The following is a 15,030-nucleotide window of genomic DNA, read 5'->3' as shown; positions in this document are numbered from 1 at the left end:
ACAGATGTGCCCGTCAGCGGTGGGTGATCCTACGACGACCGGGCCAGGCCTGCTTCACCTGCCCTGACGTCGGGGTCCAGGGTCGACCCCGACGTCAGGGAGGGGTGTCAGCCGATGCGCTGGGCCGCCCAGGCCGCCAGTTCGGCCTTCGCCGCGTTGAGCAAGGACGACGAGGGATTCGTCGCGCCGTTGGTGACCAGCGCGTAGTGCAGGGTGCCCGAGTCGGAGTCCGTCAGCAGCAGGCGGCGGCCGGCGGTGCCGCCGGGTTCGGGGGCCGCCGCGACGGGGGTCGACGTCGTGTACGCGGGCGGGGCGTACGCCGTGCCCAGGTCGGAGACGACGGTGGTGGTCGAGGTCGGGAAGGACGCCGGGAGGTGCAGTTCGGTGGGTGCCGAGCCGCTGCCCGAGCGCCACACGAGCAGGCTGTACTGCCCGGAGCCCACCAGCTGGGCCACATGGGGCAGTGAGCCGGGCACCGGGTTCCAGGTCAGGGTCGCGGAGCCGTCGCGGGAGCGGTCCTCGTAGGTGAAGGCGACGGTCGTGCCGGAGGTGGCGCTCGGGTAGACGCGGTCGAGAAGCCGTGCGTCCTGGCGCAGGACGGCCCTACCGGAGTCGTCGAGGCGTACGGCGGACAGGTCCTCGCCGTTCCAGGCGTCGCCCTCCGTCTGCACCTTGTCGGGGTTGTCGTTCATCAGCTCGTGGTGGCGGCCGTGGTAGATGTCCCACTGCCACTGGCTGCCGGAGAGGACGGGACCGGAGCCCGTCGGGTTCGTCCACCAACTCGCCCCCGGTACCCGGGAGTCGAGGGCCTGGTACATCGCCTTGAGGACCGTCGGCGCCTTGTCGGAGACCGTGCCGGTCAGCGGGTGACCGAACTCGCTGACGATCGCGGGCGTCTTGGTGGCGGAGGCCCGGTCACGCACCGTGCCGAAGTCGCCCGCGTACTGTCCGTCCGCCGCCTTGCCCCACATGAAGATGCCGGAGATCGCCTTCTGGTCGTAGAAGTGGGTGTTGAAGACGAAGCGCGGTCCGAGCGTGCCCGCGTCGAGCAGGCCGCCCTCCTGCTTCTGGAAGTCGAGGTTGGCGTTCCAGAACAGGTTCGGTTCGACGAACGCCGGCTTGTCCTGCCAGCCGGCCGCGTCCATCCGCGCCCGGAACTTCACATAGAAGGGCCACAGGACGTCCTTCTCCCAGGCCCGGCTGGACTGGCCCGAGTCGTACACACCCGCATGGGGTTCGTTGTACGGGTCGAAGCCGACGACGCCCGCGAACTGGGCGGTCGTGAGGTTCTGCTTGAGGTACGCCATCGTCTTCTGCGCGGTGTCGAGGAACGAGTTCTGCAGGCCGTACGTGTTGTGCCAGAAGTCGTACGTCGCCTCCGTCACGGCCGCGTTGGAGGTGATGTTCTGGCCCCAGAAGGGGCAGATCCCGCAGTACTCGTCCGGGTAGTCACCGAGGTCCACGGCCCACTTGGGGGCGCCGTCGCCGGTGTACCAGCTGTCCGAGTCGAAGAGCCAGCGGGAGTAGAGGTCCTGGTGGAAGTCGGGGTACACCCGGATCCCGGCGTCGAGGAACGCACGGATCTGGGCGGTGACGGCGGCCAGGTAGGCGTTGTCCACCTGGCCGCGCACGGGCTCCGCGTAGGCCCAGGACAGCAGGAAGCGGACCGAGTTGCCACCGCCGAGCGCTCTCAGCGCGGTCGCGGACTTCTTCGCGTCGGCGACCGAGGCGAAGGGCAGGCCGTTGTTCTCCTTCAGCTTGGTCTCGCCGGAGACGTTGTAGCCACGCAGCACGACCTCGCGGCCGTGGCCGTCGGTGAAGCGGCCGTTCTGCACGGTGAGCGGGGATTCGTCGAACCAGAGGGAGTCGGGGACGGAGGCGGCGGTGGCGGGGCGGGCACCCGCCACCGACAGGAATCCACAGAGGAGAACCAGAACAAGGAGCACACGCGCACGCTTATTCGGCATGCTCACTACAGTCCGGTGATTTCCGGACACCGTCAACACCCCTGACTCTGGAGTAAGTTAGGTCTCGGCCAGCTCAACCACCCACTCTGCGCGTCACGTTCAACAGGTACTGCTTGCGGTTGAGCGGATTGTGGTCGGTGCGCGGACGCCGCGGGACCGTGCCGCGGGCGACCGGCGCGTAATGGTCGAAGGCGCTCTCCAGCTCACCCTCGCCCCGGGTGAGCCCCGGCAGCCGCTGCTCCAGTTCGTGCACCCGCCCTGCGGGAACCGCACCCTCCAGAACGCAGGTGCCGCCCCTGGTCCCGGTGGTCTGCGGTACGGCCCGCAGCGCGGCCAGCACCGGGAGCAGGGCGCCCAGGGTGTCCACGGGCGTCTCGACGCGGAAGCGGTGCATGGGCTCGTACACCTGGGTGCCCGCCCTGCGCAGCGCCTCGATCAGGACCAGTGGCGTCACGCCCCGGAAGTCGGCACCGGTGCTCGACATGCTCTTGTCGAAGCCCTGGTGGGCGTGGCTCTGCCGGGGCGAGTAGCCGGAGTGGGTCATGGTGACCGTGCAGTCGGTGACCTGCCAGCCGCTGAGGCCCTGTGCGAGGGTCTCGCGCACGGTGTCCTCGACGGCCTTGAAGAACGCGTACGGCATGGAGCCGAGTTCCACCTCCAGCCGGAAGGCGACGCCCGAGCCGGTCGGTGCCGGGTCGACGCGCAGGCCGACCGTCGCGAGGAACGGATTGGCGTCCTTCTTGTTGAACTCGACGGCCGCTCCCGTGCCCACGGGCCGCTCGATGCAGATCGTCGACGTCTGCCGGAAGGTGACGTCCAGGCCATAGTCGTCGGCGAGTGTGGCCTGGATGACCTCCTTCTGGACCTCGCCGTAGAGGGACACGGAGATCTCCTGCCGGATCTCGTCGTGCCGGAGGCCGATCAGCGGGTCCTGTTCGGCGAGTTGGGTCAGGGCGAGGTGCAGGGACCGTTTGTCCACGCCCGCGCCCGGGACGACGACGGTTTCGAGGGTGGGCGGCGCGAAGAAGTGCTCGTACGCCTTGCGCGGCTCCCCGATCGCGTCGCCGATCCGGATGGCATCGAGGCCCCAGAGCTTGGCGATGCGGCCCGCCGGGACTGTCTCGTCACGGGAGTCCGCGCCCTCGTCGAAGACACTGATCGCGGTGATCTTGCCCTCGGTGTCACCGTCTCCGAAGCGGATCCGGTCGCGGACGGCCAGTGTCCCGGAGAAGATCCGCGCATAGGCGATCTTCTCCCCCGCCGGGCCCCGCTCGACCTTGAACACGGTGCCCGACACCGGCCCGTCCGGATCGCCCTCGGCCGCGGGCAGCAGTTCCTTGATCCCGGCAATGAGCGTGTCCACGCCCGCGCCCGTGATGGCGGACCCGAAGCAGACAGGGTGGACGAGGGCCTGCCGGGTCTGGTCGGCGAGCGCGGTGTGCAGGCGCTCGCAGGAGACCGTGTCCTCGACGTAGGCGGACAGCAGGTCGTCGTCATGGCCGGTGAGCACGTCGATCGCGGCCGGGGCGAGCCCCGGGGCGACACGGGCGCCGCGTGTGCCGAGTCCGGCGACCGTGCCCATCGGTACGACCGATGCCGTGAGCCGCTCGGCGATCGCTCGCAGTACCCCGTCGTACCCCGCTCCACGCCGGTCGATCTTGTTGACGAAGATCAGCGTGGGGATGCGCAACCGTCGCAGGGTGCGCATCAGGACGCGGGTCTGCGGCTGGACGCCCTCGACGGCCGAGATGACCAGGACGGCGCCGTCGAGCACGCCGAGGACCCGCTCGACCTCGGCGATGAAGTCCGGGTGGCCGGGGGTGTCGATGAGGTTGACCGTCACGCCGCCCAGAGGGAACGAGACGACGGCGGACTTGATGGTGATCCCGCGCTGCTTCTCCAGCGCGAGGGAGTCGGTCTGCGTGGAGCCGGCGTCGACGCTGCCGATCTCGTCGACGACTCCGGCGGTGTACAGCAGCCGCTCGGTCAGGCTGGTCTTACCGGCGTCTACGTGCGCGAGAATTCCAAGATTGAGCAGGTGCACTGAGCGTCATGTCCTTGGTCATCGGAGGGATTCCTTCCTGGGTGGACATGCACGCAGTGCGCATCTGTGCTCCTCGGGTGTGACGACGTATGTCCCCAGCAGTGCAGCAGAACCGGGCGCACCGCAGCAATGGATTAACCGTCAACGAAGCCCGTCGCAGCACTCGCCGCCGTCAGGGCGCGGTCATGGAGTGACGTGCATCGAGTGACCTGCACCAGAACGCCGCGAGGACGCCGTCACCGTCTTCCTGCACTCCTTCGCCCCACCGCCGCGCATGCTGGTCTTCGGCGCCATCGACTACGCGGCAGCGGTCGCCCGCATCGGTGACTTCCTGGGCTACCGGGTCACCGTGTGCGACGCCCGCCCGGTCTTCGCCACGCCGAAGCGGTTCCCGGCGGCCGTGGAGGTGGTCGTGGACTGGCCGCACCGCCATCTGCGCTCCACCGACACCGACGAGCGCACGGTGATCTGCGTCCTCACCCACGACCCGAAGTTCGACGTGCCACTGTTGGAGGAAGCACTGCGCCGGCCGGCCGCGTACATCGGGGCGATGGGCAGCCGCCGTACCCACGACGACCGGACGAAACGGCTCACCGAGGCCGGACTCACCGAACGCGAGCTGTCCCGGCTGCGCTGGAGCGGGACGGGACCGGGGCACCGCTCACGGCGACGGCCGGAGCCATCCATCCGCAGGGAGCGTGAAGGAGGAAGTCATGGAACTGCACCACGAGTTCACCGTGCCCGCCCCGGTCGACGACGCCTGGCGGACGCTCCTCGACATCGAGCGGGTCGCACCCTGCATGCCGGGCGCGAGCGTCGAGGAGTACGACGGCAAGACCGTGACCGGGTCGATGAAGGTCAAGGTCGGCCCGATCACCGTGACCTACAAGGGCACGGCCGTCTTCGAGGAGCAGGACGAGTCGGCACACCGCATGGTCCTGATCGCCGGCGGCCGGGAGACCCGCGGTCAGGGCACCGCACGGGCCACGGTCACCGGCACGCTGAGCGAACGCGACGGCGGTACGGCCGTGTCGGTGCGGACCGATCTGACGGTGACCGGACGTCCCGCGCAGTTCGGGCGCGGGGTGATGGCGGAGGTCGGCGACCGGCTGGTCGGGCAGTTCGCCGCCTGCCTCGCCGAGCGGCTGGGCGAGACGGTGGGCGCCGGCGAGACCGAGGAGTACCCGGACGAGCCACTGGACGTCCTCCGCCTGATCGGGGTGCCGGTCGCCAAGCGGGCGGCCGGGATCGCCGGGGCGGTGGCCGCGGTGGTGCTGGTGGTCGTAGGGGTGCGGCGGATCTTGGGGCGGCGCGGCTCGACGGTGGGGTAGTCCCCTGTCCGGTCAGTGGGCCGGCGCGAGCGGCTGCTGGACGGCACCCACACCGGTCAGGAGGTCGTGGCGGGCACCCCGGGCACCCTCGGCAAGCTGCTGACGCCCGCGCTCGCAAACTGTTCGCGCACCCGACCGGCCGTATCGGCACCCGCGGCGTCCAGTCGGTGCACACGCCGTCGGCCACCCGCAGAGCGGCGGCCAGACTACGGCGGCTCCCGGCACCTGGGCTCCCAGCGGGCGGCCACCGCCGACGTGGTCCGCTGGTTCAGCGAGCTGACGGCAACCGGTGCAGTTCCACGTCCGTGAGACGCGCGTCGGCCACCGTCGCCGTCATGTACGTGCAGTGCGGCTGACGGCGCCGGTCGGTCGGGGAACCGGGATTGAGCAGCCGCAGCCCGTTCGGGGCGGTGGTGTCCCACGGGATGTGGCTGTGACCGAAGACCAGCACGTCCAGGCCGGGGAAGCGCGCGGCACAGCGGGCCTCCCTGCCCTGGGCCGAGCCCGTCTCGTGGACGGCCCCGAACCGCAGGCCGCCGAGTTCGGCGTACGCCACTTCGGGGAGCCGGGCCCGCAGCTCGGAACCGTCGTTGTTTCCGTACACGCCGATCAGTCTGCGACTGCGGGCCTCCAGCAGGTCGAGCGTGGCCGTGTCGACCCAGTCGCCCGCGTGGAACACCACGTCGGCGTGCGGGAGTTCGGCGAGGAGCTGCGCCGGCAGCGCCTTGGCGCGCTTGGGGAGATGGGTGTCGGACATCAGGAGCAGGCGCACGTCGTCAGCCTAAGCCGCGGTGATCGGCGCCACACGGTGGACCCTGCGCGTGCCGACCCAGGCAAACGGGTTAGCATCGGGCAACGCCCACCGTGCCACAGTGGAAACGGGAAGCGAACTAAGGGGGCTTCAGCCGGATGCCGGTCAAGGTCAGCGTGGTCGTCCCGGTGTACAACCCCGGGCCATATGTCGAGGACTGCATCGCCTCGCTGCTGAGGCAGTCCTTGCCGCCCGACGATTACGAAGTGATCTTCGTCGACGACGGCTCCACCGACGAGACCCCGGCCCGCCTCGACGCGCTCGCCGCCGACCACCCCGGTCTGGTCCAGGTCATCCACCAGGAGAACTCCGGCTGGTCGGGCAAGCCCCGCAACGTCGGCATCGCCGCCGCCAAGGGCGAGTTCGTGATGTTCGTCGACAACGACGACTACCTGGGCGACGAGGCCCTGGAGCGGATGTACGACTACGGCGTGGCCAACGGCGCCGACGTCGTCGTAGGAAAGATGGCCGGCAAGGGCCGCGGCGTTCCGGTGGAGCTGTTCCGCCGCAACCACCCGCACGCCACCGTCGAGAACGCCCCGCTGATCGACAGCCTCACCCCGCACAAGATGATCCGCCGGGACTTCCTCGACCGGATCGGCCTGCGCTTCCCCGAGGGGCGGCGGCGGCTGGAGGACCACGTCTTCATCGCCGAGGCGTATCTGCGCGCGGACAACGTCTCGGTGCTCAGCGACTACGTCTGCTACTACCACGTCAAGCGGGACGACGCCTCGAACGCGGGCTTCCAGCGCTTCGACCCCGTCGGATACTTCAAGAACCTCTGCGAGGCCCTCGACGTCGTCGACCGCTACACCGAGCCGGGGCCGCTGCGGGACCGGCTGCACCGGCGCTGGCTGCGGGTGGAGATCGTCGAGCGGATGCGTGGGCGCCGGCTGCTGGCGATGCCGGCCGACTACCGCCAGGAGCTGTTCGACGCGATGCGCGGCGTCGTCGTCGAGCGCTTCGCCCCGGGTGTCGCGGCCGGGCTGCAGCCGACCCAGCAGGTCGTCGCCGCGCTGATCGCCGCCGACCGGTACGCCGATGTCGAGGCCTTCGCCGAATGGGAGGGCTCCGTCGTCCCGAAGGCCGCGCCGGAGAGCCTCACCTGGCAGGACGGCACGCTGCGGATCGACTTCACCGCCGAGTACGTGTCGCGCGGCAAACCCTTGCTGTTTCCCGCCGACGGGGTCCGTACGCCGCTGGACGTGTCCGACTCCGTCGCCTGGGTCACCGCGGACACCGCCGCCCGGTTCGGCGAGGCCCGGGTCGATCTGCTGCTGCGCGAGCGCTCCAGCGCCGCCCAGTACTTCCAGCCGGTGGAGTTCACCCGCGAGCGGATCGAGGACGAGGACGGCGTACGGCTCCAGTTGCGCGCCGGGGCCACCGTGGATCCCACGGCCGTGGCGGGCGACGGTGTGTGGGACGCGTACGTCCGGGTCCGGCTGGGCGGCTGGACCAAGGAGTGCCGGCTGGGTCCGGCCCCTCGGGATGCCCGCCGGGCCCCGCGCGCCGGTGTGGTGGGCGGCCGTGTGGTGCTGCCGTACTGGACCGAACCGCACGCCAACCTCTCCCTGGACATCGACCGCGCGAGCACCCGCCTCGGCCTCGGCGGGCTGTCGCCGGATGCCGTATCGGTCTCCGGCGGCCGGCTCCGCGCCGCGCTGCCGCTGTACGTCGCCGGTGACACCGAGGTCCTGCTGCGTGTCAGCTCCGGTGACGCGAAGGTGGACGTGCCGGGCACCCTGTACGCGGACGGATCCGGGGCGCGGCTGGATGCCGTCCTGCCCGCCGACCGTCTGAAGGGCGCGACCTGGAAGGTGGCCATCAGTCCGCGTACCGCCGCACCGCGCTTCCTTGCGCTGCCGTTCACACTCACGGCCGGTGTCGGCGGGGTGCGCGTGGTGCGGAAGCGGAAGCAGTCTCCCGGCGTGCTGCGACGGCTGCGACGCACGGTGGGCAGGGTCGTACGAAAGGCGGCGGCCCGCATCAGGAATCGGAGGGCGTGAACGGATGCGACCACTGGGGATCGAAGGTGCCTGGGTGCTGGAGCCCAAGGTGTTCCCGGACGAGCGGGGCAGCTTCCACGAGTGGTACCGCGGCGAGGAGTTCCGCGAGGCCACCGGATACGACCTGACGCTCGCCCAGGCCAACTGCTCGGTCTCCCGCCGGGGCGTGCTGCGGGGTCTGCACTTCGCCGATGTGCCGCCCGGCCAGGCCAAGTACCTCACGTGTGTGCGCGGGGCCGTGCTCGACGTGGTGGCCGACATCCGTGTGGGGTCACCGACCTTCGGGCAGTGGGAGGCCCTGCGGCTCGACGACGACACCCGGCACGCCGTGTTCCTCGCGGAGGGGCTCGGGCACGCCTTCATGGCGCTCACCGACGACGCGACGGTGGTCTACCTGTGCTCGACCGGGTACGCGCCCGGACGCGAGCACGGGGTGCAGCCGCTGGACGCGGACCTGGGGATCGAGTGGCCCCGGGACATCCCGCCGGTACTGTCGGAGAAGGACGCGGCCGCGCCCTCGCTGGCCGAGGCGGAGCGGTCCGGGCTGCTGCCGTCGTACGAGGACTGCTCCGCCCACTACCGGCGGCTGCGCGGGCTCAGCGACTGACGCTGAGCTGCTCCAGGCTGCGGCGCAGCGGCTCCCAGCCGCGGGACCGCTTGGTTCCGCGGTTGCGGGCCCGCACGAGCGGCGCCCAGAAGCCGGCCCCGACCAGCGTCTCGGGCTTCACCGCCGAGGTCCGTTCCAGGACCGTCTCCGGCACCTTCTGCGGGTCGGGGACGACGTACTCGGCGACGATCTCGTCGTACTTGTCCGTCAGGACGGTGTTGCCGGGGTCGGCGCCGAAGACGACGAGCTGGCCGGTGGGCTGGGTGTCGACGAGGACGGTCACCAGGTCGGGGCGGAAGCGGTTCAGCACCTCGACCATCTTGTAGACGTCGCCGGTCCAGGCGCCGGTGTGCCGGTCCCGGGCCGCCTCGTCGACATTGCGCGGCAGCATGTCGTCGAAGACGATGACGCTCGCCCAGTCGGAGTGCTTCTCGACGTTGATGAAGTCGCGCAGCGTGTACTCGAAGAGGTGCATGCCGTCGATGAACGACAGGTCGAGGGTGGTGCGCTGCCAGTGGCCGAACGGGCTGCGGTTGCGGGCCAGATTGCGCAGCGGGTGCCGGCCGCCCTTCAGATGCCCCAGCGGGTTCTGGCGGGCGAAGAAGTCGTCGCTCGTCGCCTTCGCCAGGTGGACGTCGCAGCGGATTTCCGTGACCACCTTGAACGCGGGATCGATCGCGATGCTGGGCACACGCGACAGTGTCAGGCTGCGGCCGTCGTTGACACCGATCTCCAGGTAGTTGCGGTTCGCGCTGACCTTGTGGAGTTCCCGCAGGAACTCATGACGTTTCACGACGTAATCTCCTTGCGGATATGGGGCATTGCTTCATTCAGGGCGTCCCGCCAGTCGCGCGGAGCCGGCAGGCCGATCTGCTGCCACCGGCCGTGCGCGAGGGCGCTGTAGGCGGGGCGCGGTGCGGGCCTGGGGAAGGCCTCGCTGCCGGTGGGGCGCACCCGGTCCGGGTCGGCGCCGAGGAGCCGGAAGACTTCTCGGGCCAGTTCGTACCAGGTGGCCTCGCCGGAACTCGTGGCGTGGAACACGCCGTGCGCGCCGGGGCCGACGCGGGGGCCGAGGTCGGCGATGCGCGCGGCGACGTCGGCGCTCCACGTGGGCTGACCGCGCTGGTCGTCGACGACGTCCAGGGTGTCCCGGCGTCCCTCGAGCTCGATCATCGTACGGACGAAACTGCGGCCGTGGACACCGTAGAGCCAGGCGGTGCGCACGACGGCGCCCGCGGCCGGGAGTTCCTCCAGTACGGCGCGCTCGCCGGCGAGCTTGGTGCGGCCGTACGCGGTGCGCGGGGCCGGGGGGTGGTCCTCCGGGTAGGGGGCGGAACGGTCGTCGCCGGCGAAGACGTAGTCGGTGGAGACGTGGACCAGACGGGCGCCGCCCGCCGCGCAGGCGCGGGCCAGCAGTCGCGGTCCGTCGCCGTTGATCCGCAGGGCCCGCTCCTCGTCGCTCTCGGCGTCGTCGACGGCCGTGTACGCCGCGCAGTTGACGATCACGTCCGGGCGGTGCTCGGCGAAGGCGGCCGAGACGGCGTCGGGCCGGGTGATGTCGAGGGCGGCGTGGTCCAGGGCGACCACGGGTGCGCCCCGGCCGCGCAGTTCCGCGACCAGGTCGCGGCCGAGCATGCCGCCCGCTCCGGTGACCAGCCAGTTCATGCGCTCTCCTGTCCGACGCGCTGCTTGAGCGGCTCCCACCAGGCCCGGTTCTCCCGGTACCAGGCGACGGTGTCGGCGAGGCCGGTGGCGAAGTCGTGGTGGGGCCGGTAGCCGAGTTCGGTGCGGGCCTTGCTCCAGTCCACCGAGTAGCGCAGGTCGTGGCCCTTGCGGTCCTCGACATGCTGCACCCGGCCCCAGTCCGCGCCACAGGCCTCCAGGAGCAGCCCGGTCAGCTCCTTGTTGCTCAACTCGGTGCCGCCGCCGATGTTGTAGACCTCGCCGGGGCGGCCCTGGGTACGGACGAGTTCGACGCCCTGGCAGTGGTCGTCCACGTGCAGCCAGTCCCGGACGTTGAGGCCCTCGCCGTACAGCGGGACCTTCTTGCCGTCGAGGAGGTTGGTGACGAACAGCGGGATGACCTTCTCGGGGAACTGGTGCGGGCCGTAGTTGTTGGAGCACCGGGTGACCCGGACGTCCAGGCCGTGGGTGCGGTGGTAGGCGAGGGCGAGCAGGTCGGAGGAGGCCTTGGAGGCGGAGTAGGGCGAGTTGGGGCTCAGCGGGTGGTCCTCCGGCCACGATCCGGTGTCGATGGAGCCGTAGACCTCATCGGTGGAGACGTGCACGAACGGGCCGACGCCATGCCGCAGGGCGGCGTCCAGCAGGGTCTGGGTGCCCAGGACGTTGGTGCGTACGAAATCAGTGGCGCCGGTGATCGAGCGGTCCACGTGGGACTCCGCCGCGAAGTGCACGACCTGGTCGGCCCAGGACATCAACTTGTCCACGAGTTCCGCGTCGCAGATGTCGCCCTGCACGAACTCCAGCCGGGGATGGTCGAGTTCGAGGTTGTCGAGCGTGCCGGCGTAGGTCAGTTTGTCGAGCACCGTGATGTCGGGGCCGTCGGCGGCGAGCAGCGTACGGACGTACGTCGAGCCGATGAACCCGGCGGCGCCGGTGACGAGGAGGTTCATGTGTGGATCTGCACCTTGCTGTGGTCTCCGAGGACGAGTCGATGGGCACTGGGCACGTTCGGTGCCGGGGTCACCTGGACGTGCCGCCCGATGAGGGAGCTCTCGATGCGGCCCACTCCGTCGATCGAGGAGTCCCTCAGGACGATGGAGAACTCCAACTCGCTGTCGGTGATACGGCAGTTCTCCGCGACGGAGGTGAACGGGCCGATGTAGGAGTCGCTGACGACGGTTCCGGCGCCGATGACGCAGGGGCCGACGATGCGTGAGTCGGTGACGCGCGCGCCTTCCTCGACCACGACCCGCCCGATGGTCTCGGACCGCTCGTCCACCTCGCCGTCGATGCGGCGTTCGAGGCCTTCCAGGACGGTCCGGTTCACCTCGAGCATGTCGACGACGTTCCCGGTGTCCTTCCAGTAGCCCCGGATGACCGTGGAGCGGACGTTGGCGTGTGCGTCGATGAGGTGCTGGATGGCGTGGGTGATCTCCAACTCGCCGCGCCAGGACGGCTCGATGGCGCGCACGGCCTCGTGGATCACCGGGGTGAAGAGGTAGACGCCGACGAGGGCGAGGTCGCTCTTGGGGTGTTCCGGCTTCTCCTCCAGGCCGATCACCTGCCCGGACGCGTCGAGTTCGGCGACGCCGAAGGCGCGCGGATCGGGGACGCGGGTGAGCAGGATCTGGGCGTCGGGGCGGTTTCTGCGGAAGCCGTCGACGAGGTCGGTGATGCCGCCCACGATGAAGTTGTCGCCGAGGTACATCACGAAGTCGTCGTCGCCGAGATAGTCACGGGCGATCAGCACCGCGTGGGCCAGCCCAAGGGGCCGCTCCTGCGGGATGTAGGTGACCTGCAGGCCGAACTTCGATCCGTCGCCGACGGCGTCCTGGATCTCGGCCGCGGTGTCACCGACGATCATGCCCACTTCGGTTATGCCTGCGGCGGCGATGGACTCCAACCCATAGAACAACACAGCCTTGTTGGCGACCGGGACGAGTTGTTTGGCCGATGTGTGGGTGATCGGCCTCAATCGCGTACCGGCGCCCCCGGACAGCACGAGAGCCTTCATCTGGTTCACCATAGCCTCGTTCGGCGGAAAGGGAATGTTAACCCTTTATTTGATCCTCACGAGGGCGATCTCGCTCCAGACCTGCTTGCCGCCGCTGACCGGGACGGTCCCCCAGGACACCGACATGGCCTCGACGAGGAGGATGCCGCGACCGCCGGTGGCCTCCCAGCCGATGCTGGTCGGCTTGATCGGGCTGCGGGGTGAGGCGTCGGCGACCGCGACGCGCAGCCGGTGGTTGACGAGGGTGAGGTCGAGGCGGACCCGGCCGTCGGTGTGCACCAGGGCGTTGGTGACCAGTTCGGAGACCACGAGCAGAACGGCGTCCTGTTCCTCGGTCACGCCCCAGGCGCGCAGGGTGCGCCGGGTGAAGCGGCGGGCGTGCCGGACGGCCTCGGGGAGGCGCCACACCGTCCAGCTCTCGCGCAGCGGGCGCAGGGCCATGCCGTCGTAGCGCAGCAGGAGCAGGGCGACGTCGTCACTGCGGCGGGCGTTGCCGAGCAGGGCGTCGGCGACGAGGCCGAGGTGGGCGGGGTCGGACACGGCGAGTTCGCGGGCGAAGCGGTCCATGCCCTCGTCGATGTCGGCTTCGGTGGACTCGACCAGGCCGTCCGTGGTCAGGGCGACCAGCGTGCCGGGCTGGAGCCGCAGCGGGTACATCGGGAAGTCGGCCTGCGTCACCACGCCGAGCGGCGGGCCGCCCTCCGCCTCGGCGGTCTCCGTGCTGCCGTCCGGGTGGCGCAGCACCGGCGGCAGATGGCCGGCGCGGACGCACCAGGCGGAGCCCTCCTCCAGGTCGATGTCGACGTAGCAGCAGGTGGCGAAGAGGTCGGTCTCCAGCTCCATGAGGAGGCGGTTGGAGTGGGAGACCACCACGTCGGGCGGGTGGCCTTCGGCGGCGTAGGCGCGCAGTGCCGTGCGCATCTGGCCCATCAGGGTGGCCGCTGCGGCGCTGTGGCCCTGGACGTCGCCGATGACGAGGGCGACGTGGTTGTCGGGCAGCGGGATCACGTCGTACCAGTCGCCGCCGAGCTCCAGTCCCGCGGTGCTGGGCAGGTAGCGGGCGACGGCTTCCGCGCCCGGCAGCCGGGGCAGGCGGCGCGGCAGCAGCTGGCGCTGGAGCATGCCGACGAGTTCGTGCTCGGCGTCGAAGGCGCGGGCCCTCATCAGGGCCTGCCCGGCGAGGCCGGCGGAGGCGGTGAGCAGGGCACGTTCGTCGGGCCCGAAGTCGTGCGGGGTGTCCCAGCCGATCAGACAGGCGCCGGCCATGCGGCCCGCGCCGGGCAGCGGCAGCACGGCGAGGCCGCCCGGGCCGACCTCGGCGAGCGCGGGTTCCAGGGCGGTGCCGGCGGGCCAGATCTGGGCGCGACCCTCGCGCAGGGCGGCGGCGAGGGTGGGCATCGCCCGCACGGGCGCGTCGGGCCACTCCGTGCGCCACTCGGTGCGCCACAGCTCGGGCCAGGACTCCGGTTCGGGCGGGTCGAGGACGGTGACGACGAGCCGGTCCGCCTCCAGCTCGGCGAGCGCGATCCGGTCGGCCCGCAGCGGCCCGCGCAGCGCCGTCACGACGGCCTTGCCGACGTCGCGTACGGTCCCGGCGATGGCCAGCGCGGCGGCCAGCCGCTGGACGCGGGCCACGTCGGTGACGTCGGAGCGCAGCTTGGACGCGTCGGCGACGGTGCCGACGAGCCGGGCCGGGCGGCCCTCGCCGCCGGGCACCAGTCGGCCGCGCAGCCGCAGCCACTTCGGCGGGCCGGCGGGCTGCAGGACCCGGAACTCCAGCTCACGCTCGCCGATGGACATGTGGTCGGCCTCGACGACGGACATGAGGGAGGGCAGGTCCTCGGGGACGGTCAGGCCGAGCAGGGTCTCGACTCGGCCGTCGAAGTCCGCCGGGTCGAGACCGAACAGCTCCAGGATGTCGTCGCCGACCTCGACGCGGCCGCTGTCCATGGCGAGGCTGAACTCGCCCGAGGGCAGTTCGCCGCCTTCGGCGGAGGGCGTCGGCACGGGCGAGACGACGGCGTCGGCGATCAGTTCGAGGCAGGCCCGGTCGTCGGTGTCGTAGCCGTCGGGGTTGTCACTCAGGGCGACGAGCGCGCCGCCGCCGTCGCCGCGCACGGGCAGGGCGGCCAGGAAGAACTCCCGGGAGGGGACGCGCCGTGACTCGGCTCCCTCGGCGAGTTCCCGCGGGCCGAGCCACACGGCCTGCCCGGAGCGGTGGGCGTCGGCCAGCGGGGACCGTCCGGACACCGGATAGCTGTCCCGCAGTCCGTACAGCGTCCTGGGCACACCTGCCGACTCGACCAGGCACAGCGCTTCGCCGTCCCCGCTCGGGGTGTACACGGCGGCGAACGAGGCCCGCGCGAAGACGAGGACCTGTTCCAGGATCCGGCGCAGCCGGTCGGGGGACTCGGCATCGGCCGTCAGCGTCTTGAGGGCGGTTTCGGCACGCAGGGTTCGCGTTCCGCGTTCCGCATCGCCCTCAGTGACCACGTCCGTCATTACAGCGCGTATGGGGCGCGTGCGCAGCCCCTGTGACCGTTCGGCGGCTGCGCGCCTTCACCTAC

11 protein-coding genes and 1 pseudogene are annotated in these 15,030 nt (G+C 70.8%); 4 read left to right on the top strand and 8 right to left on the bottom strand.

The features are described 5' to 3' along the window. Positions 1-107 precede the first annotated feature (107 nt). Together QQY66_RS46180 and QQY66_RS46175 are read right to left on the bottom strand one after the other, a co-directional pair. Entirely contained in the window at positions 108-1,967 is a 1,860-nt protein-coding gene (locus QQY66_RS46180) for a cellulase family glycosylhydrolase (protein WP_301986468.1), read from the bottom strand. 73 nt (positions 1,968-2,040) lie between these two features. Then, the gene (locus QQY66_RS46175) at positions 2,041-4,011 is read right to left on the bottom strand and encodes a translation factor GTPase family protein (protein WP_301986467.1); all 1,971 of its coding nucleotides are present in this window, start codon (positions 4,009-4,011) and stop codon (positions 2,041-2,043) included. Positions 4,012-4,228: 217 nt separating this feature from the next. Between QQY66_RS46175 and QQY66_RS46170 the strand changes: the two are divergent. Both QQY66_RS46170 and QQY66_RS46165 read left to right on the top strand, forming a co-directional pair. Beyond that, a pseudogene (locus QQY66_RS46170) lies at positions 4,229-4,713 on the top strand (XdhC family protein); the annotation flags it as partial. 11 nt (positions 4,714-4,724) lie between these two features. After that, positions 4,725-5,342, top strand: coding sequence for an SRPBCC family protein (locus tag QQY66_RS46165; protein WP_301986466.1), 618 nt, complete (start codon positions 4,725-4,727; stop codon positions 5,340-5,342). Between the two features lie 268 nt (positions 5,343-5,610). On the opposite strand, the gene QQY66_RS46160 is transcribed toward QQY66_RS46165, so the two are convergent. Then, positions 5,611-6,114 carry a metallophosphoesterase gene (locus QQY66_RS46160; RefSeq protein ID WP_301986465.1) on the bottom strand — a complete coding sequence of 168 codons (504 nt, stop codon included), beginning with the start codon at positions 6,112-6,114 and terminating at the stop codon, positions 5,611-5,613. Positions 6,115-6,251: 137 nt separating this feature from the next. On the opposite strand from QQY66_RS46160, the gene QQY66_RS46155 reads away from it, so the two are divergent. Further along, entirely contained in the window at positions 6,252-8,159 is a 1,908-nt protein-coding gene (locus tag QQY66_RS46155) for a glycosyltransferase family A protein (protein ID WP_301986464.1), read from the top strand. A gap of 4 nt (positions 8,160-8,163) precedes the next feature. After that, the gene (gene rfbC / locus QQY66_RS46150) at positions 8,164-8,766 is read left to right on the top strand and encodes a dTDP-4-dehydrorhamnose 3,5-epimerase (RefSeq protein ID WP_301986463.1); all 603 of its coding nucleotides are present in this window, start codon (positions 8,164-8,166) and stop codon (positions 8,764-8,766) included. Here the strand turns inward: rfbC and QQY66_RS46145 are convergent. Genes QQY66_RS46145 through QQY66_RS46125 form a run of 5 tightly spaced genes read right to left on the bottom strand, consistent with a single transcriptional unit; the run spans position 8,756 to position 14,965 of the window. Next, positions 8,756-9,559 carry a class I SAM-dependent methyltransferase gene (locus QQY66_RS46145; RefSeq protein WP_301986462.1) on the bottom strand — a complete coding sequence of 268 codons (804 nt, stop codon included), beginning with the start codon at positions 9,557-9,559 and terminating at the stop codon, positions 8,756-8,758. The genes rfbC and QQY66_RS46145 overlap by 11 nt on opposite strands. Continuing rightward, positions 9,556-10,431: a dTDP-4-dehydrorhamnose reductase gene (gene rfbD / locus QQY66_RS46140; RefSeq protein ID WP_301986461.1), complete on the bottom strand. Its 876-nt coding sequence runs from the start codon at positions 10,429-10,431 to the stop codon at positions 9,556-9,558. Before rfbD ends, QQY66_RS46145 begins: the two co-directional genes overlap by 4 nt. Continuing rightward, positions 10,428-11,399, bottom strand: coding sequence for a dTDP-glucose 4,6-dehydratase (rfbB, locus tag QQY66_RS46135; RefSeq protein ID WP_301986460.1), 972 nt, complete (start codon positions 11,397-11,399; stop codon positions 10,428-10,430). Before rfbB ends, rfbD begins: the two co-directional genes overlap by 4 nt. After that, positions 11,396-12,463: a glucose-1-phosphate thymidylyltransferase gene (locus QQY66_RS46130; RefSeq protein ID WP_301986458.1), complete on the bottom strand. Its 1,068-nt coding sequence runs from the start codon at positions 12,461-12,463 to the stop codon at positions 11,396-11,398. Before QQY66_RS46130 ends, rfbB begins: the two co-directional genes overlap by 4 nt. Before the next feature lie 45 nt (positions 12,464-12,508). After that, positions 12,509-14,965 (bottom strand): SpoIIE family protein phosphatase, encoded by a 2,457-nt coding sequence (locus QQY66_RS46125; RefSeq protein ID WP_301986457.1) that lies wholly within the window; start codon positions 14,963-14,965, stop codon positions 12,509-12,511. Positions 14,966-15,030 lie beyond the last annotated feature (65 nt).

Source organism: Streptomyces sp. DG2A-72, assembly GCF_030499575.1.
In the GTDB taxonomy this organism is placed as follows: domain Bacteria; phylum Actinomycetota; class Actinomycetes; order Streptomycetales; family Streptomycetaceae; genus Streptomyces.
Note: the sequence above shows the minus strand (reverse complement) of the source record. Positions and strands in the feature narration are given on the sequence as shown.

Bases quoted from the DNA above. Each gene is read 5' to 3' on its own strand.
- rfbC (WP_301986463.1), top strand. From the start codon at position 8,164: ATGCGACCACTGGGGATCGAAGGTGCCTGGGTGCTGGAGCCCAAGGTG.
- QQY66_RS46180 (WP_301986468.1), bottom strand. From the start codon at position 1,967: ATGCCGAATAAGCGTGCGCGTGTGCTCCTTGTTCTGGTTCTCCTCTGT.
- rfbD (WP_301986461.1), bottom strand. From the start codon at position 10,431: ATGAACTGGCTGGTCACCGGAGCGGGCGGCATGCTCGGCCGCGACCTG.
- QQY66_RS46155 (WP_301986464.1), top strand. From the start codon at position 6,252: ATGCCGGTCAAGGTCAGCGTGGTCGTCCCGGTGTACAACCCCGGGCCA.
- QQY66_RS46125 (WP_301986457.1), bottom strand. From the start codon at position 14,965: ATGACGGACGTGGTCACTGAGGGCGATGCGGAACGCGGAACGCGAACC.
- QQY66_RS46130 (WP_301986458.1), bottom strand. From the start codon at position 12,463: ATGAAGGCTCTCGTGCTGTCCGGGGGCGCCGGTACGCGATTGAGGCCG.
- rfbB (WP_301986460.1), bottom strand. From the start codon at position 11,399: ATGAACCTCCTCGTCACCGGCGCCGCCGGGTTCATCGGCTCGACGTAC.
- QQY66_RS46165 (WP_301986466.1), top strand. From the start codon at position 4,725: ATGGAACTGCACCACGAGTTCACCGTGCCCGCCCCGGTCGACGACGCC.